This is a genomic window from Pseudoalteromonas sp. McH1-42 (genome assembly GCF_022347845.1).
Taxonomy (GTDB): Bacteria; Pseudomonadota; Gammaproteobacteria; order Enterobacterales; family Alteromonadaceae; genus Pseudoalteromonas; species Pseudoalteromonas rubra_D.
This window is the reverse complement of the sequence record NZ_JAKRFU010000017.1, coordinates 1-15945: the sequence shown is the minus strand read 5'-3', so window position 1 is coordinate 15945 and position 15945 is coordinate 1. Positions and strand designations below refer to the sequence as shown.

Below are 15945 nucleotides of genomic sequence, written 5' to 3'. Positions count from 1 at the left end.
ACCTCGACAACAAGTTTCTGTCTTAAATCTTAAAGTCAAAGACGCGTATTTACGAATACCAGCTAGCGCAGTAACAACCAATGATTCCACCAAACTCATAATTGTAACGAAATTTTCTGCACATAATTACAGGCATAGAGGATGATAATGCGCTATTCCCTTTACTATGCATTCGTCCTGATTCGTTTGATGGCCTCTTGATGCTGCAATATGATTGATTGCTGATTACAACTAAAAACAGGTTGTTATTTGGCTCAGCCAGTAGCTGCCAGAAACACTATCAACAAATAGCAGGACAATTATGCAGAGAATTATTGGATTATTTTTGACCTTATGCGGGATGAGCATGCCTTCTCTGGCAGAAGAATATACGCAGGGCAGGCAGATAGCTGAGTTGCCTGATGTATTGTCATTCCGAGAGCGTGTTCAGCCCATTAATGACATGGTGACAGACCGACTGGATAATTTACTCCCTAAGCTGATGCAAGAAGCTGACCTGGATATGTGGCTGGTGATTAATCGAGAGTATGGAGAGGACAAGCTGTTTTATACGCTTGTACCACAACCTACGTTTGCGGCGCGGCGTACGACTTTGTTGGTTTTCTCAAAGCAAGCTGATGGCAGCGTTGAGCGATTTAGTGTCAGTCGTTACCCCATCGGGGACCTGTACCCGACGGTGTGGAAAGGTGGCACAAAAGCGCAACAATGGCAGCGCCTGGCTGAAGTCATTGCTGAGCGTGATCCAAAACGCATCGGTATTAACGTAAGCGAAGACTGGGCACTGGCTGACGGTCTGAGCGTGGGGCTACATCAGCAACTATTGAAGGTATTACCCGGTAAATACCAGGAGCGATTGGTAAACGCTGAAGATTTGGTGATCCGTTGGCTTGAGACGCGTAGTCAAAAAGAGCTTAACGTATACCCTCAGGCCGTAACATTGGCACGACGTGTCATTGCTGAAGCATTCTCTAATAAGGTGATCACACCCGGTGTAACCACCACCAAAGATGTTGAATGGTATTTACGCGAACGTTTCGAAGAACTTCAGCTCAGACCCTGGTTTCAACCATATGTAAATATTCAGAGGCAGGGTGATAAAACCACCAAACAAGACGTTTTCATAGGCGAATATAATCGCACCATTTTGCCAGGAGATATCATTCACACCGATGTGGGGATTTGTTACCTCAATCAATGTACCGATACACAAGAAATGGGCTATGTACTTAAATTGCACGAAACGGATGTGCCGAAGGGTCTCAAACAGGCAATGGCGATGGGTAATCGCTGGCAGGATATTTTAACCAGTAACTTTAAAACTGGCTTAACGGGCAATGAGATCCTAGCCAATACCATCAAACAAAGTGAGGCGGCAGGGATCGTGAGCAGCACCTATACCCATCCGTTAGGATTTGTGGGTCATGCGCCGGGACCAACCATCGGCATGTGGGACAATCAGGGGCCAACGCCTGTACAGGGGGATTGGAAACTCCACCCAAATACTGTCTATGCCATTGAAGGTAATATTAAAACCCAGTTACCGGAATGGGATGATCAATGGATCCAAATCAAGCTGGAGCAAGATGCGGTATTTGATGGTAAGCAAGTTTGGTATCTGGCTGGTCGACAAACGCAATGGCATCTTATTCGATAGCGTTTAACCAGTTAAACAAGGCCCGCCTATGCGGGCTTTGTTTTATCACCGGGAATACGAGTATATCCACATTACAACAGGGCAATCAGCGGTATGTTTGGTGCGGCAATTTGACGCCATAATGCGGCATCTCTTTGCAACTACAGGCAATGTATCCTGGTAATTCTCTAAATTTAAAGGGTATTTAGAAGTGGCGTAGGTTTTGCTTAAGTAACAAAACATTCACAAGGAGACGAATTATGATTTTAAATACCTCTATCCAGAGCGCAGTGAACCCAGTCTCGCAGTATGCTGCCGTTAAGACTACCAACACGGTAGCTGATGTCAGTAACCAATCTACACAATCCAGCTCCGCGGCCGTGAAGCATACATGGGATTCTTTTCGGGATGATGTTGAATCCGACCCTGTATTTGCAAGAGAAATGGCAGAGGCAATCACTTTTATCCCTAACAAAATGACTGTAAACCTCGACGAGGCGCCACCACTGACTGATCCCGTTGCACACAAAAAGTGGGCCGATCAATCTGTCGAGTTTGACCGCATTGCTGAGCAAGTGACTGAGCAACGTATCGCATTGTTCAATCGTATGAAAGGTGAGGGCGCCTCTGATGCTGATATTTATAACGAAATGATTGCGTTTAATAAAGCTCTGCCAATGGACTATCAGGCAAAAGCAGGCATGTTAAGTGTTAACGAGTATGCGTGATGTTCATAGGCCTTCTTTTGAAGGCCTATAGCTTATTGCTAATTATAATTGACGATAACTTGACTGCGCTGTCCGTAAGCGGCCGGTGATAGCACGCTGCCATTGCCACGGACACCAAATGCGAAGATAAATTTCTTGTTGGCAGCCTGATCATTGAAGTTAGTGAGTCGACCTGATTTGCTGGTACTCACGTTGACACAATTATTCGTTGAATTAAGGCACAGGTAAACCAACATGCCTGGCGGTACATATGAGTAACTCCACGAATAATTAACTGACGTAATTTTTGAGCCAAAAGGCACAGAACCTACAACGGGCAGGTCCAGCGTGTAATAAAGGCCCGTATTTCTTAATGTTGGTCCATAACCACTACTGGCCCAGGCACCGCCATTGATCGTAATCGGGCCCTCAACGTTATTCGGTGAAATTTCTTCAGTAGATACTGAGATGGAAGGATAAAGCAGGTCATCAGGTTGAGTGGTGGCTGCCGAAGCACTCGTCCATAAGACAGACGCAGATACCAAGCATAATGAATATATGTGTTTTTTTGAAAACATGTACTAACTCCTTTTGTTGTAAAGATGTTAGTATTTTGTTTTTTTTCTTGATTGTGTCAATAAAGTAATCTTCAAGTCAAACAGCAACTTTTTGAGTGAACCCTAACGCAGGTATATACTTTAAAGTCTCAGGATAAACAGTATTGGGCAGGAAAATATAAGGGTCTAAACTGCAAAGTTTACCCCCACAGCTGAGTGTGCAGCCGCAGGGGAGTTTGATACGAAATTAGAAGTTAAATGAAACCTTACCGTACACAAAGCGGCCATCGGTGCTGTAAGCCGAGAACGCTGAGTATGGGAAGATTTGGTTAAAGTTACTGAACCCTATGTTGCTGACGGTATCCTGTGGATATTGATCAAACAGGTTATTGGCACCAAGGGCAACGCGCCATTGCTCATTAACTTTGTACGCTACTTCCAGATCGGTGATCCATTTGGCATCCAGTACTTCATCTTTTTCAACTGTGCTGGAAGGATCGGTGACCTCGCCGTAGCGGGTTGCCTTAACCATGACCTGCCACTGCTCACGCTGCCAGTTAGCAACCAGGTTCCATTTATTATCTGGTGTCCCAGATTCAAAGCGCTCAATTTCACGACGAGCAAAATACTGATAGCTTTCGCCCAGCGCAGCCAGCTCTGCCGGGTTCGCTTTCACATTGGTCACCTCAGTGTCATTAAGGTTCAACGCTGCACTCAGGTTAAGATTGCCATAATCAGCCAAGTCAAAGCGATAGGTTGCTACAATGTCTACGCCCTGAGTACGAGAATCGATGGCATTGGTAAAGTAGCGCACACGCTGTACGTTAAACTCACCAGCCTGTTGCAGGATCTGCTCAACTGCGTCGCCACTGAGGTTTTCTGACATCACAATGCGGTCATCAATGTCAATGCGATATGCATCCAGCGTCAGGCTGAACGCATCCTGGGTGTAGATGAATCCGGTAGTCAGGTTGACCGACTCTTCTGCTTCCAGAGGTTGTGCGCCAAGTGCCGCCGCCGCTGGGGTATCTACCGGATACAAGCCTACTTCATTGGGTACACCGTCTTCAAAAACCGTGGCAATTGATTTGTAGGAGGTCTGTGCCAGAGAAGGGGCACGGAATCCTGTGCTCAGGGCACCACGCAGTGACAGTTGGTCATTAACTACATAACGAGTTGCAAGTTTACCGGTCAGTGTAGAGCCAAAGTCGCTGTAATCTTCATAACGCGCTGCCAGAACCAGGTTCCAGTCTGTTGTCAGGTAAGTATCCAATTCGGCAAACAAGGCGATGTTATGACGTGACTCATCAACCGCACTTTCTGGTGAAAATCCGGCCAGAACCTGAGCACCACCAGCGGCAACCGGTTGTCCGTTAGCATCCAGAACGGTCTGGTAAGAGGCTAATTCACCGGCCTGGATCTCATAAGTTTCGCGGCGATACTCACTGCCCAGTGTCACAAACACACTATCGTAAAGGCCTAAGTCCAGCTCGGTTTTTGCTTCAGCGTTAACCAACAGCTGACTGTAGACCAAAGCACCGTTGTCAAATTCTGTTGGGCTGCTTGCACCCATTGACGTGTTCAGGCTGTTTGATACGCCAAAGCCGAAGTCGTTCAGACCATAGTTTGTGCTGACGTCGTACTGCCAGTCACCCGCATCACCTTTGGCACCGACTGCGAAACTGTAGTCGCGTACTTCGGTGTTAATTTGCGGCAAGAAGCCATCAGGGTACACTTCAGTCAGGTTACGGCTATCCTGAGGGCGACGGAAGAAACCACCGGAATTACCATCGCGGCTTGAGAAGCTACCAAAGGAGTACAGGTCCAGCTCGGAGTTAAGTGTGTACCCCGCATTGTAGAATAGAGCGAAATCTTCGATGTCGGCTTTACCAAACCTGTGGTTATAACGCTCAGCCGAAAATTCTCGTGGATCCAGCTTACCGTTTTCATCCCGGGCATACTGTTCGCGCTCATCGATACCAGAACGATTGGTCGGCTGCTTGTTACGCAGTTCAGCTGCCACATTGATAAAACCGTTGTCGCCCAATGCAAAGCCCATATTGCCGCTGATGGTTGTTGTGCCACCATCGTTCAGCTCGCGATCTGCGCCTTTGTCAAACGCCAGGTTGCCTTCAGCATCCTCGTAGGTGCGCAACAGCTGAGGTGAACCGGCCATTTGAGTATCGTATTCACCGTAGGTGACCGACAGGTTGCCACCTTCGTCGGCATCATTTAGTACAATGTTGATCACGCCAGCAATCGCATCTGAGCCGTACTGTGCAGCGGCACCATCACGCAAAACTTCGATGCGCTTGATAGCGGCCGTTGGAATAGTATTGAGGTCTACCGCTGTAGAGCCACGACCTACGGTCCCGTTTAGATTGAGCAGCGCACTGGCGTGGCGGCGCTTACCATTGATAAGCACCAAAGTATGGTCAGGTGCCAACCCGCGTAACACAGCAGGGCGGGCATGATCTGTCCCGTCTGCCAGTTGTGAATTAGGGAAATTAAAACTGGGTACCAGCGTTGTCAAAACCTGGCTCAGTTCAAGCTGACCTGAGCTGGTGATTTCATCCATGCTGATCACATCGACCGGTACTGTGCTTTCAGCAACACTGCGCAAGCTGCGGCGAGTACCTGTGACTTCAATCACTTCTGTGGTGTTACTGGCTGTGGGTGCCTGGCTTTCTGCTGCATTAATTTGAAACGAAGCGGCGGCGCCCAGCACCAAGCTGATGCTGGCTGCCAGAGTACTCGGTCTTAACATAGAGATTCCTGTTTATATGTTGATTTCTATACGGGCTACGTTGTCTGGCCCATGAAAAGGACGGCAATACTAAAGGTGGAAAATTCGATGCGAAATTCGAATTCGTTATAAATTATAACCGCTCAAGTTTTTATGCTTTTTTAGTTACATTGCGTTAAATGCTGATCATAAGATTACAAAGCATCAATCAGAGGTGGGAGAATGATGCTCAGCGCTATCAGGTTCGGGTTGATGCACTTTTCGTTGTTCAATCAGTTTTTTTGCTGCTTTGGATAAAATTATTTCGTTGGTCTAGGGTTAAGCTCAAGGGTATAAAGCATTTTTACCAAGGAGCAAAACATGTCGACTTTAATGATGGTTGGGTGGCGTGAATGGCTGGCTTTGCCTCAGCTGGGGATAAGCCGCATCAAAGCCAAGGTGGACACCGGAGCCAGAACGTCTTGCTTACATGCGTTCAAAGTTGAAGAGTTCACGCAAGATGGCGCACCCTGGGTGCGGTTTTGGATACATCCGGAACAAAAAAATACTGAGTATGAAGTCGTGTGTACAGCCCCTGTGCTGGATGTGCGCACGGTGACAGACTCAGGTGGCCATCAGGAGTCTCGCTATGTGATCCAGTCAATGCTGCATATAGGGGACCAGGCCTGGCCCATCGAAATTACGCTGACAAACCGGGATAACATGAAATTTCGCATGCTTTTGGGGCGCACAGCAATGGCAGGGCGGATCAGCGTTGATCCAGCAGCCTCTTATTTGACTAAGAAAAGAATTGAAGCAAGGAATTAAAATGAAAATCGCCATTCTATCCCGGAATAAAAATCTCTACTCAACGCGTCGTTTAATTGAAGCGGCTGAGCAACGCGGTCACGAACCTGTGGTGCTGGACGTATTACGTTGTTATATGAACATTAATTCTAACGAACCAGAAATTCACTTCAAAGGCGATAAAATCGTTGGGGTGGATGCAGTGGTGCCAAGAATTGGTGCATCTGTGACGTTTTATGGCTGTGCAGTGTTGCGTCAGTTCGAAATGATGGGGATTTATCCGCTCAATGAGTCTGTGGCGATCACCCGCTCACGCGACAAATTGCGCTCTTTGCAGCTGTTGTCTCGTAAAGGCGTGGGCATGCCTATTACTGGGTTTGCTAATAAGCCTGATGACGTCAAAGACTTGTTGGATATGGTCGGTGGTGCGCCTGTGGTGATTAAGCTGCTGGAAGGAACGCAGGGAATAGGGGTGGTGCTTGCAGAAACCCGTAAAGCAGCAGAAAGCGTGATCGAAGCCTTTATGGGTCTGAAAGCCAACATTATGGTGCAGGAATACATTAAAGAAGCGGGTGGCGCGGATATTCGCTGTTTTGTGATCGGAGATAAAGTGATTGCCGCAATGAAGCGTCAGGCACAGGAAGGCGAGTTTCGCTCAAACCTGCACCGTGGCGGTAGCGCCAGTCTTATTCGGATCACACCTGAGGAGCGCAAAACCGCGGTTGCTGCGGCCAAAGCGATGGGGCTAAATGTTGCCGGCGTCGATCTGCTGCGCTCGGAGCGTGGGCCACTTGTGATGGAAGTAAACTCGTCGCCAGGCCTTGAAGGCATAGAAAAAGCAACCGGAAAGGACATTGCCAGTATGATTGTAGAATTTATGGAGAAAAATGCAGCCAGTAAGAGGACCGCGACGCGTGGCAAAGGCTAAGAAAAACCAGGTATTTACACTACTAAACACACAAATAGGGGTCGCTGAGCGCAAGACGCTGTCGCTGGAGGTGGCAAAACTATACACCCATTCTCCGCTTACGATCCCCATCGAGGTGGTGAACGGCGCTGAGGCGGGTCCTGTGGTGATGGTATGCGCTGCGATCCATGGCGATGAACTGAATGGCGTAGAGGTTGTACGTCAGTTACTGACAAAAGTTGAGCCCAAAGCATTGCGAGGCACGTTAATTGCTGTGCCAGTGGTGAATGTATTTGGTTTTATACATAAGTCTCGTTACTTACCCGACAGGCGGGATTTGAACCGGTGCTTTCCCGGTTCGGAGCGGGGATCACTGGCAGCCAGGGTGGCCAACGTGTTTTTTAAACGAGTAGCCAGCAAGTGCACGCATATTATTGACTTACACACTGGTGCAATACACCGCTCAAATCTTCCGCAGATCCGGGCAAACCTCGAATGCGAAGCAACGGCAGATATTGCAAAAGCCTTTGGTACGCCCGTAGTGATAGATGCAACGTTGCGCAACGGCTCTTTGCGCAGTGAGGCCAGTAACCTCGGGATCCCGGTGATCACATACGAAGGGGGAGAGGCATTGCGTTTTGACCCACTGGCAATTGCTGCCGGATTGCAAGGCGTCGAAAATGTGCTAAGGCGGCTTAAGGTGCTCAAAGGCAGGCGCTCGAAAAAGCTACCTGAACCTGTGATAGCAGATTCCACCAGCTGGGTCAGGGCGCATACTGACGGAATAGTACGCGCTATGGTTGGCCTGGGAGAGCGAGTTAATAAAGAGCAGGTGCTGGGTTACATCAGCAACCCTTTGGGGGGCAATGAAGTGGCTATACAGGCGCCACGCAGCGGTATCATTATCGGGCAGCAGTCTTTGCCTTTGGTGAACGAAGGCGATGCGGTGTTTCATATCGCCTATTTTGCCCATGCTAATACCATAGTCGAGCAACAGCTCGGTGAGTTTATCGACGAGCTGGATTTAGAAGAGCAGCCGGTCGACACAGAACTAAACAACTGATCATACAGCTGGCCCAGCGTGCCTGGCCAGCTACCTCTCTGCCTGTGCTTGCGAAGATAGAGAAACTGTCTCAGGCACTCTTTTTACAACCCCCTTGGTTTCACCTGAGCTTTTACACACAGCTTATTTAATTTGTTGTGAGAATTCACAAGCTGTTCAGCGGAATTGGGCGTTAAGCCCTACCTTTGAATATAGCAGGCACACCGAACTGCCTTGACTGGCCATTAACAACGAATCACCCCGTTCCCTTGGTCTCATTTGCCCCGTTTTTCCACACAACTTCGTTGTTTCTACCAAGTACAAAAAAAAGGCTGCCCATATACTGTGCAGCTATCTGGAATACTCAGGTTAGAAAGGAAAAATATGGAATCTATGTCTGTTGGCGCTGAGTTCATGCGAACATTTGACGTACAGCTCGCGCAGTCGCAAAAACAAAAGGACGCCGTTTTTTATATCCGTCATCAAGTTTATTGTGATGAACTGAGCTGGGAAGCGAGGCAGCAAACACAACTGGAACGGGACGAATACGACAATCATTCAATTCATTGTTTGTTGCAGCATAAGCCCAGCAAGCAATATGTCGGGTGTATTCGATTGATCATTCCTTCGCCTCATTCGTCTTTAACCTTACCCAGCCAGGACCAGTACGGTGGGTATTTAAAAACGAGCCTGTTGTTGCCATTGTTGCAGTCGGGTACGTTAAGTGAATGCTCCCGGCTGGCATTGCTGCCTGAAGTAAGGCGCCAAAATAACAACAGTTATCGCCGGGGTGAGGCAAGTACTTTGCTGCAGCTTACGCATCAACATACTCAGCTTATGTCTGTCAGCTTGTATTTCTGTTGTATTGCCCTGGCTAAAGCACACCAGTGTCGGGGCACTTTATTGTTGGCCAATTCAAAGCTAACCAAACACCTTAAAATGCTTGGCCTGACCCTCACCCGGCTCAGTGAAGATATCGAGCACAGAGGTTGCAGAGCGGTATATCACTTTGATACGCATGAGTTTAAGGCGCAGCAGCTTCGCAGTGACGTACTCAGCGACCTATATCAGGCTGTGGAGCGCCGGCTTTCTCAGCAGTTAAATAATACTGAACTTGCCTGTGAATTATCCTAAGGAATGATGATGAATACGCATTTTGACTATGATCTGGCTTTTTCCAGAAACATTGGGTGGGTGACCTCCACAGAGCAACAGGTTTTAAAACGTAAAAAGGTGGCCATTGCGGGGTTAGGGGGCGTAGGAGGGTCTCATTTATTGGCGTTGGTCAGGCTGGGGATCACACGGTTTAATCTTGCTGATTTTGACGAGTTTGGGTGTGAAAACACCAATCGACAGGTGGGTGCAACGACCGCAAGTTATGGTAAAAAAAAGCTCGATACGATGATCAATATGGCCAGAGAAATCAACCCTGATATTGAGATCACAGGGTTCAGTGAGGGGGTGACCGAGCATAACCTGACTGAGTTTTTAGCCGATGTTGATTGCTATATTGATGCACTGGATTTCTTTGTATTGAATATAAGACGGCGTGTGTTTGCACAGTGCTATGACCTGGGCATACCGGCAACGACGGCTGCGCCCATTGGAATGGGGACTGCATACATTAACTTCCTGCCCGGAAAAATGTCGTTCGAGCAGTACTTTGACCTTGCGGGATATACGGAGTGTGACCAGTACATTCGGTTTTATCTGGGCCTGACCCCCGCCAATTTGCAGAAATCGGCACTGGTTGACCCGTCAACTGTGGACCTGGCGAATAAAAAAGGGCCCTCAACAGTGGTTGGATGCCAGCTGGCGACGGGCGTGGCAGTGGCTCAGGTTGCCAAAATACTGCTTAATCGTGGACCAGTTATCTGCGCGCCGCGTAGCCTGCACTTTGATGCCTTCAGCAATAAAATGAAAAAAGTATGGCGGCCGGCTGGCAACCGTAACCCTCTACAACAGTTTTTGTTCAAACTGATCAGGAAAAAACTACAGACGCCCCGGCACGACGCCAAGCCCTCAGGATCCGTGCCCGCAAGCAATGCGATGACGACGGCGGAAAAAGTGATTGAACTGGCCAAGTGGGCACCCAGTGGCGACAACACCCAGCCATGGCGTTTTAAACTGCTCAGTGACACGACATTTATCATTTATGCCAGTAATACCAGTGAGCACAGCGTATATGATTTGGATGGACATTCCAGCGAGCTGGCGCACGGCATGCTATTGGAAGCCATTGATATTGCGGCCAGTCGCTACCATTGCCGAGCGGTTGTGAAGCAGACAGAGACGCAAGCGCCAGCAGGCCTTGCCAATACGTTTCATTATCAGGTTGAGTTAGAGCTGGACAGTAACGTAAAGCCGGATCCATTGCTTCCCTATGTTAAAACCCGCACAGTTCAGCGCCGTCCAATGGGGACCCGGGCGTTGACGGATGAGGAAAAAGCCGCGTTGCAGCAGTGTTTACCTGTTGGCTTTAAGCTGCACTTTTATGAGAGCCTGGCGCAAAAATGGCGGTGCGCCTGGTTGAACTTTAAAAATGCGAAAACCCGATTGACCATGAAGGAGGCCTATCACGTCCATAAGGAGATCATTGATTGGGGCCAGCAATTTAGTGACAGCAAAATACCAGAGCAAGCGCTGGGCATAGATAAAGGTACGGGTCAGCTGATGCAGTGGGCCTTCAAAAAGTGGAGCCGGGTTGCCTTTTTAAATCGATACCTGTTTGGTACGCTCGCACCCAGAATACAATTAGATTTGCTCCCAGGGATCTGTTCGAGTGCACATTTTACCCTGTGCGCGCCACATCCGGCTGAGTTACAGAACGACTATCTGGCTGCCGGGCGAGCGATTTATCGATTCTGGTTAATGACCGATGCGTTGCAGCTTGGCTTACAGCCGGGGTTAACACCGGTTATTTTCTCCCGTTACCTCGACAACGATGTGACTTTTACAGACGATCAATCCGTTTGCAGGCGGGCAAAGGCATGTCAGCGCCTCTATAAGTCTTTTATTCCCGAGCATAAAAACCTGGTCTTTATGGGTCGAGTGGGCAGAACTGCGCCGCCCATATCCCGCTCCGTGAGGCGCTCATTGACGACATTGGTGCTCAGCGATAATGCTGCAGATAGCTAAGAGTCGTTTGGTGGGGTGTATGTTTTTGGCAGCATAAACGCGCGCTCGTCGGCACTAGACAATTAGTCGGAATTTCACATTTTCATTTTTGCTAAGCGATGATGTTTGGTATAAAGCAGCCTCACGCTGAATGTGAATCCGACTAGAAAAGTGACGTTAAAACAGGCTTTTTTAGTTAAATGATTACGTGAAACGGCAAAGTAGGGTAGAATAGCGCGGTTCTATCTACACGTATTACTGCCTGACGAGGTTTATATGAGTTTGTATAATGAGTACATGGAAGAAATCCAAACCCGTAAAACGGAACTTGGATTGAGTCCAAAACCAATCGATAGCGCTGATCTGCTATCTGAAATTATTGCCCAAATCAAAGACACAGGGCATGAGCACCGTGAAGATTCTCTGAACTTCTTCATCTACAACACGCTTCCGGGCACAACCAGCGCAGCTGGTGTGAAAGCACAATTCCTAAAAGAAATTATCCTGGGCGAAGAGACTGTAGCTGAAATTTCTGCGGACTTTGCATTTGAACTGCTTTCTCACATGAAAGGCGGTCCTTCAATTGCGGTACTACTTGACCTTGCACTGGGCAACGACGAAGCGGTTGCTAAGCAAGCTGCTGACGTACTTAAAACGCAGGTTTTCCTTTATGACGCAGACACGTCACGTTTAGAAGCGGCGTTTAAAGCGGGCAATGCAATTGCAAAAGACATCTTAGAAAGCTACGCGAAAGCTGAATTCTTTACTAAGCTGCCTGATATTGCAGAGAAAATTGAAGTTGTTACTTATATTGCCGGTGAAGGTGATATCTCAACTGACTTACTTTCTCCAGGTAACCAGGCACACTCACGTGCTGACCGTGAACTACACGGTAAATGTATGATCACCCCTGAAGCACAGCAAGAAATTGTTGAGCTGCAGAAGAAGCACCCAAATGCAAAAGTTATGCTGATTGCTGAAAAAGGCACTATGGGTGTAGGTTCCTCTCGTATGTCTGGTGTGAACAACGTTGCACTTTGGGCAGGTACACAAGCAAGCCCGTACGTGCCATTCATCAATATTGCACCAGTTGTTGCGGGTACTAACGGTATTGCACCAATCTTCCTGACAACCGTTGATGTAACCGGTGGTATCGGTCTTGACCTTAAAAACTGGGTGAAGAAAACCGATGAAAACGGCAACGTAGTGACTGACGCGAACGGCGACCCAGTATTGGAAGAAGCTTACTCAGTGGCTACAGGCACTGTACTTACTATCGATACTAAAGCACAGAAGCTGTACAACGGCGACAAAGAGCTGGTTGATGTATCTTCTTCATTCACTCCACAAAAAGTCGAGTTCATGAAGGCGGGTGGTTCTTACGCTGTGGTATTCGGTAAGAAGCTACAAACGTTTGCAGCCGAAACGCTGGGTATTGAAGCGCCGGTTGTTTACGCAGCTTCAAAAGAAATTTCACACGAAGGTCAGGGTCTGACTGCGGTTGAGAAAATCTTCAACCGTAACGCAGTAGGTGTTGCTTCTGACACACCACTTCATGCTGGTTCTAACGTTCGTGTTAAAGTGAACATCGTTGGTTCTCAGGACACCACAGGTCCAATGACGTCTCAGGAGCTGGAAGCCATGGCTGCTTCTACAATTTCTCCTTTGGTAGACGGCGCATATCAGTCAGGCTGTCACACAGCGTCTGTTTGGGATAAAAAAGCGCAAGCGAACATTCCTAAGCTAATGGCGTTCATGAACAAGTTTGGTCTGATCACCGCGCGTGACCCGAAAGGGGTTTATCACTCAATGACAGACGTAATCCACAAAGTACTGAACGACATTACTGTGGATGACCGCGCTATCATCATCGGTGGTGACTCGCACACGCGTATGTCTAAAGGTGTGGCATTCGGTGCTGACTCAGGTACTGTTGCGCTGGCACTGGCGACTGGTGAATCAGCAATGCCAATTCCAGAGTCTGTAAAAGTAACCTTCAAAGGTGCCATGGCTAAGCACATGGACTTCCGTGATGTGGTACACGCGACTCAGGCACAAATGCTGAAGCAATTCGGCGGTGAGAACGTATTCCAGGGCCGTATCATCGAAGTACACATTGGTACTCTGATGGCTGATCAGGCGTTCACTTTCACTGACTGGACTGCAGAGATGAAAGCGAAAGCGTCAATCTGTATCTCTAACGATGAAACGTTGATCAAGTCAATCGAGCTGGCTAAGAGCCGCATCCAGATCATGATCAACAAGGGCATGGAGAACGAAGCGAAGACGTTACAAGGCCTTATCGATTTGGCTGATGAGCGTATCGCGGGTATCAATTCTGGTGAGCAACCTGCACTTGCACCTGATGACAATGCTAAGTACTACGCAGAAGTCGTTGTTAACCTGGACGAAATCGTTGAACCAATGATTGCTGACCCGGATGTAAACAACGAAGACGTTTCTAAGCGTTACACGCACGATGTGATCCGTCCTGTTTCTTTCTACGATGGCAAGCCAGTTGACCTGGGCTTCGTTGGTTCTTGTATGGTTCACAAAGGTGACATGCAGATCATCGCACAGATGCTACGTAACCTTGAGAAGCAAAACGGTTCAATCGAGTTCAAAGCACCACTGGTTGTTGCGCCACCAACGTATAACATCGTTGATGAGCTAAAAGCAGAAGGTGACTGGGAAGTACTGGCTAAGTACGCAGGCTTTGAGTTTGACGATGAAAACCCGAAGACGGCTGCACGTACTAAGTACGAAAACATTCTGTATCTTGAGCGTCCTGGATGTAACCTGTGTATGGGTAACCAGGAAAAAGCGGAACCAGGTGACACCGTTATCGCAACTTCTACGCGTCTGTTCCAGGGCCGTGTTGTAGCGGATTCTAGCGAGAAGAAAGGTGAATCACTACTTGGCTCTACGCCACTGGTAGTACTTTCAACGATTCTGGGTCGTTTCCCAACTATGGACGAGTACCAGGCCGCAGTTGAAGGCATCGATCTGACTGCGTTCACCCCACTTGAAGAAGAACTGACAACTAAGTTCGGTTCAGAGCAAGCGGTACCAGTTAAAGTACTTTAATCTTCACAGATTAAAATACTGAAAAAAGCGCGTTTATACGCGCTTTTTTGTTGGGTGGAGATTGGTGGGGGCCGTTTCTAATTATTGTTCGCTTGTACAGGTATAGGTGAATGCGGTTGTTTATTAGGTCAAATTTCTCATTTTTCCGCGCTTGAAAGTCTCATTTAAGTGAAACACCGATTTAAGTTTAATAGGGTAGGTTATTGTTCTTATTATGAATAAAATAATTTAGCTGTGGAACTGCATGGTTTTAGGAACTGGGTTTAACCGGCATTCACGCTAATAAGCTGTTAGGCATCTAGAGTATGGAACTACAAGAAGTCTGTGAATCTCTTTTAGACAATGCTGATATGAGTATTGACTTAAGTGCTTATCCGAAAGTTACTCTGGATATATTGGTACAAGGCACAGTAAACGATAAATTCTGGAAAGTAGTATTTGAGTGTGGCCAAGTGGTGTACATGGATGCAGAGTTCGATGACGACTCATCAAATAATGATCTGTTTATGGTTTTAGAAGCAAGCGTTAAGGAAACAATCAAAAGTAAAGTAACGCCTGCTGTTCAACATAGAATGGATGGATTAAACGATAAAGATCCTGTTTGGAAGGTGCATCTATACGGCTGTATGTCACTCACAATGGTTACAACAAGGTTTAATTGGCAGCTCATTGAGCTATCTGAAAAAGAGTACGAGGCGGCCTATGCCTAACAAGGCAATTATATGCGGACAAATTTTACGGTGTCGCTTTTTGCAATCCCGCTTCGCGGGCAAAAATCAACCCAATAAAATTTGCCGTATATTGCGGCGTTATGTTTAAGGGAAAGTTCGTTGAAGTTAATTGGTAGTATGGCTGAACGAAAATATAGGGAAGAATTAATGGCTTCCAACAGGGTCTTAAACAATTCTGATGAGCCATTAAACAATACCCTTGTTAAAGCAGGCTATGAAGTAAAAAACAGTTATGTTCTGAACCATATTCCAGAGCAATGCGAGGATATATACATATTGTTGATATCTGGTACATTTATATTAACTGTTGAAACTAGTAAATTAGACTTAACGCAAAAACCACTGTTTGAGCAAACGCCTTTAAAACAATACTTGCTTGGGCTTAGTAAAAGGCATCAAATTCAGATAACTGTCGCTTTAGACTTGGCGAGCGCTTAAACATAACAAACGCATCAACGCATGGACTTTAAAAGTTTGGCTTCACTCGCTGCGCTCGCTATTATAGCCAAAAACTTTTAAAGCCCGTTATGCGGAGCGCTGGGGGATCCCCTCATAATTGAGGCCTCCCGAGCAGATGTATCAAGCGCACGTATTCACGTATAGCCCAGCGCAGTTGCTTTCCTGTCATAACA

Annotated in this window: 12 protein-coding genes; 10 read left to right on the top strand and 2 right to left on the bottom strand. The window is 47.4% G+C overall.

Annotated features, from left to right (window positions below; genetic code table 11):
- The first annotated feature begins 301 nt into the window (after positions 1-301).
- The gene (locus MHN31_RS15545; protein WP_239444682.1) at positions 302-1654 is read left to right on the top strand and encodes a M24 family metallopeptidase; all 1353 of its coding nucleotides are present in this window, start codon (positions 302-304) and stop codon (positions 1652-1654) included.
- A 239-nt stretch (positions 1655-1893) separates the two neighbouring features.
- Positions 1894-2361 (top strand): hypothetical protein, encoded by a 468-nt coding sequence (locus tag MHN31_RS15540; protein ID WP_125563662.1) that lies wholly within the window; start codon positions 1894-1896, stop codon positions 2359-2361.
- A gap of 38 nt (positions 2362-2399) precedes the next feature.
- On the opposite strand, the gene MHN31_RS15535 is transcribed toward MHN31_RS15540, so the two are convergent.
- Positions 2400-2918 carry a flagellar protein FlhE gene (locus MHN31_RS15535; protein WP_239444681.1) on the bottom strand — a complete coding sequence of 173 codons (519 nt, stop codon included), beginning with the start codon at positions 2916-2918 and terminating at the stop codon, positions 2400-2402.
- Positions 2919-3144: 226 nt separating this feature from the next.
- Positions 3145-5664 (bottom strand): TonB-dependent receptor, encoded by a 2520-nt coding sequence (locus tag MHN31_RS15530; RefSeq protein WP_239444680.1) that lies wholly within the window; start codon positions 5662-5664, stop codon positions 3145-3147.
- A 339-nt stretch (positions 5665-6003) separates the two neighbouring features.
- Here MHN31_RS15530 and MHN31_RS15525 point away from each other — a divergent pair, with 339 nt between their 5' ends.
- The 8 genes from MHN31_RS15525 (at position 6004) to MHN31_RS15490 (ending at position 15751) form a co-directional block, all read left to right on the top strand.
- Positions 6004-6450 carry an ATP-dependent zinc protease gene (locus tag MHN31_RS15525; RefSeq protein WP_125563656.1) on the top strand — a complete coding sequence of 149 codons (447 nt, stop codon included), beginning with the start codon at positions 6004-6006 and terminating at the stop codon, positions 6448-6450.
- Between the two features lies 1 nt (position 6451).
- Positions 6452-7357: a 30S ribosomal protein S6--L-glutamate ligase gene (gene rimK, locus MHN31_RS15520; protein WP_239444679.1), complete on the top strand. Its 906-nt coding sequence runs from the start codon at positions 6452-6454 to the stop codon at positions 7355-7357.
- Positions 7344-8399 (top strand): succinylglutamate desuccinylase/aspartoacylase family protein, encoded by a 1056-nt coding sequence (locus MHN31_RS15515; RefSeq protein ID WP_239444754.1) that lies wholly within the window; start codon positions 7344-7346, stop codon positions 8397-8399. Before rimK ends, MHN31_RS15515 begins: the two co-directional genes overlap by 14 nt.
- Positions 8400-8762: 363 nt before the next feature.
- On the top strand, positions 8763-9512 hold the full coding sequence (locus MHN31_RS15510; protein ID WP_239444678.1) for a PEP-CTERM/exosortase system-associated acyltransferase: 750 nt from the start codon (positions 8763-8765) through the stop codon (positions 9510-9512).
- Positions 9513-9521: 9 nt separating this feature from the next.
- Positions 9522-11516 carry a ThiF family adenylyltransferase gene (locus MHN31_RS15505; RefSeq protein WP_239444677.1) on the top strand — a complete coding sequence of 665 codons (1995 nt, stop codon included), beginning with the start codon at positions 9522-9524 and terminating at the stop codon, positions 11514-11516.
- Positions 11517-11771: 255 nt separating this feature from the next.
- The gene (locus MHN31_RS15500) at positions 11772-14582 is read left to right on the top strand and encodes a bifunctional aconitate hydratase 2/2-methylisocitrate dehydratase (RefSeq protein ID WP_125563645.1); all 2811 of its coding nucleotides are present in this window, start codon (positions 11772-11774) and stop codon (positions 14580-14582) included.
- A gap of 305 nt (positions 14583-14887) precedes the next feature.
- The gene (locus MHN31_RS15495; protein ID WP_239444676.1) at positions 14888-15292 is read left to right on the top strand and encodes a hypothetical protein; all 405 of its coding nucleotides are present in this window, start codon (positions 14888-14890) and stop codon (positions 15290-15292) included.
- Positions 15293-15412: 120 nt separating this feature from the next.
- The gene (locus MHN31_RS15490; protein ID WP_239444675.1) at positions 15413-15751 is read left to right on the top strand and encodes a hypothetical protein; all 339 of its coding nucleotides are present in this window, start codon (positions 15413-15415) and stop codon (positions 15749-15751) included.
- Positions 15752-15945: the final 194 nt, after the last annotated feature.

Coding starts and splice junctions, on each gene's coding strand:
- MHN31_RS15535 (WP_239444681.1), bottom strand. CDS start 2,918: ATGTTTTCAAAAAAACACATATATTCATTATGCTTGGTATCTGCGTCT.
- MHN31_RS15545 (WP_239444682.1), top strand. CDS start 302: ATGCAGAGAATTATTGGATTATTTTTGACCTTATGCGGGATGAGCATG.
- MHN31_RS15540 (WP_125563662.1), top strand. CDS start 1,894: ATGATTTTAAATACCTCTATCCAGAGCGCAGTGAACCCAGTCTCGCAG.
- rimK (WP_239444679.1), top strand. CDS start 6,452: ATGAAAATCGCCATTCTATCCCGGAATAAAAATCTCTACTCAACGCGT.
- MHN31_RS15505 (WP_239444677.1), top strand. CDS start 9,522: ATGAATACGCATTTTGACTATGATCTGGCTTTTTCCAGAAACATTGGG.
- MHN31_RS15500 (WP_125563645.1), top strand. CDS start 11,772: ATGAGTTTGTATAATGAGTACATGGAAGAAATCCAAACCCGTAAAACG.
- MHN31_RS15525 (WP_125563656.1), top strand. CDS start 6,004: ATGTCGACTTTAATGATGGTTGGGTGGCGTGAATGGCTGGCTTTGCCT.
- MHN31_RS15510 (WP_239444678.1), top strand. CDS start 8,763: ATGGAATCTATGTCTGTTGGCGCTGAGTTCATGCGAACATTTGACGTA.
- MHN31_RS15530 (WP_239444680.1), bottom strand. CDS start 5,664: ATGTTAAGACCGAGTACTCTGGCAGCCAGCATCAGCTTGGTGCTGGGC.
- MHN31_RS15495 (WP_239444676.1), top strand. CDS start 14,888: ATGGAACTACAAGAAGTCTGTGAATCTCTTTTAGACAATGCTGATATG.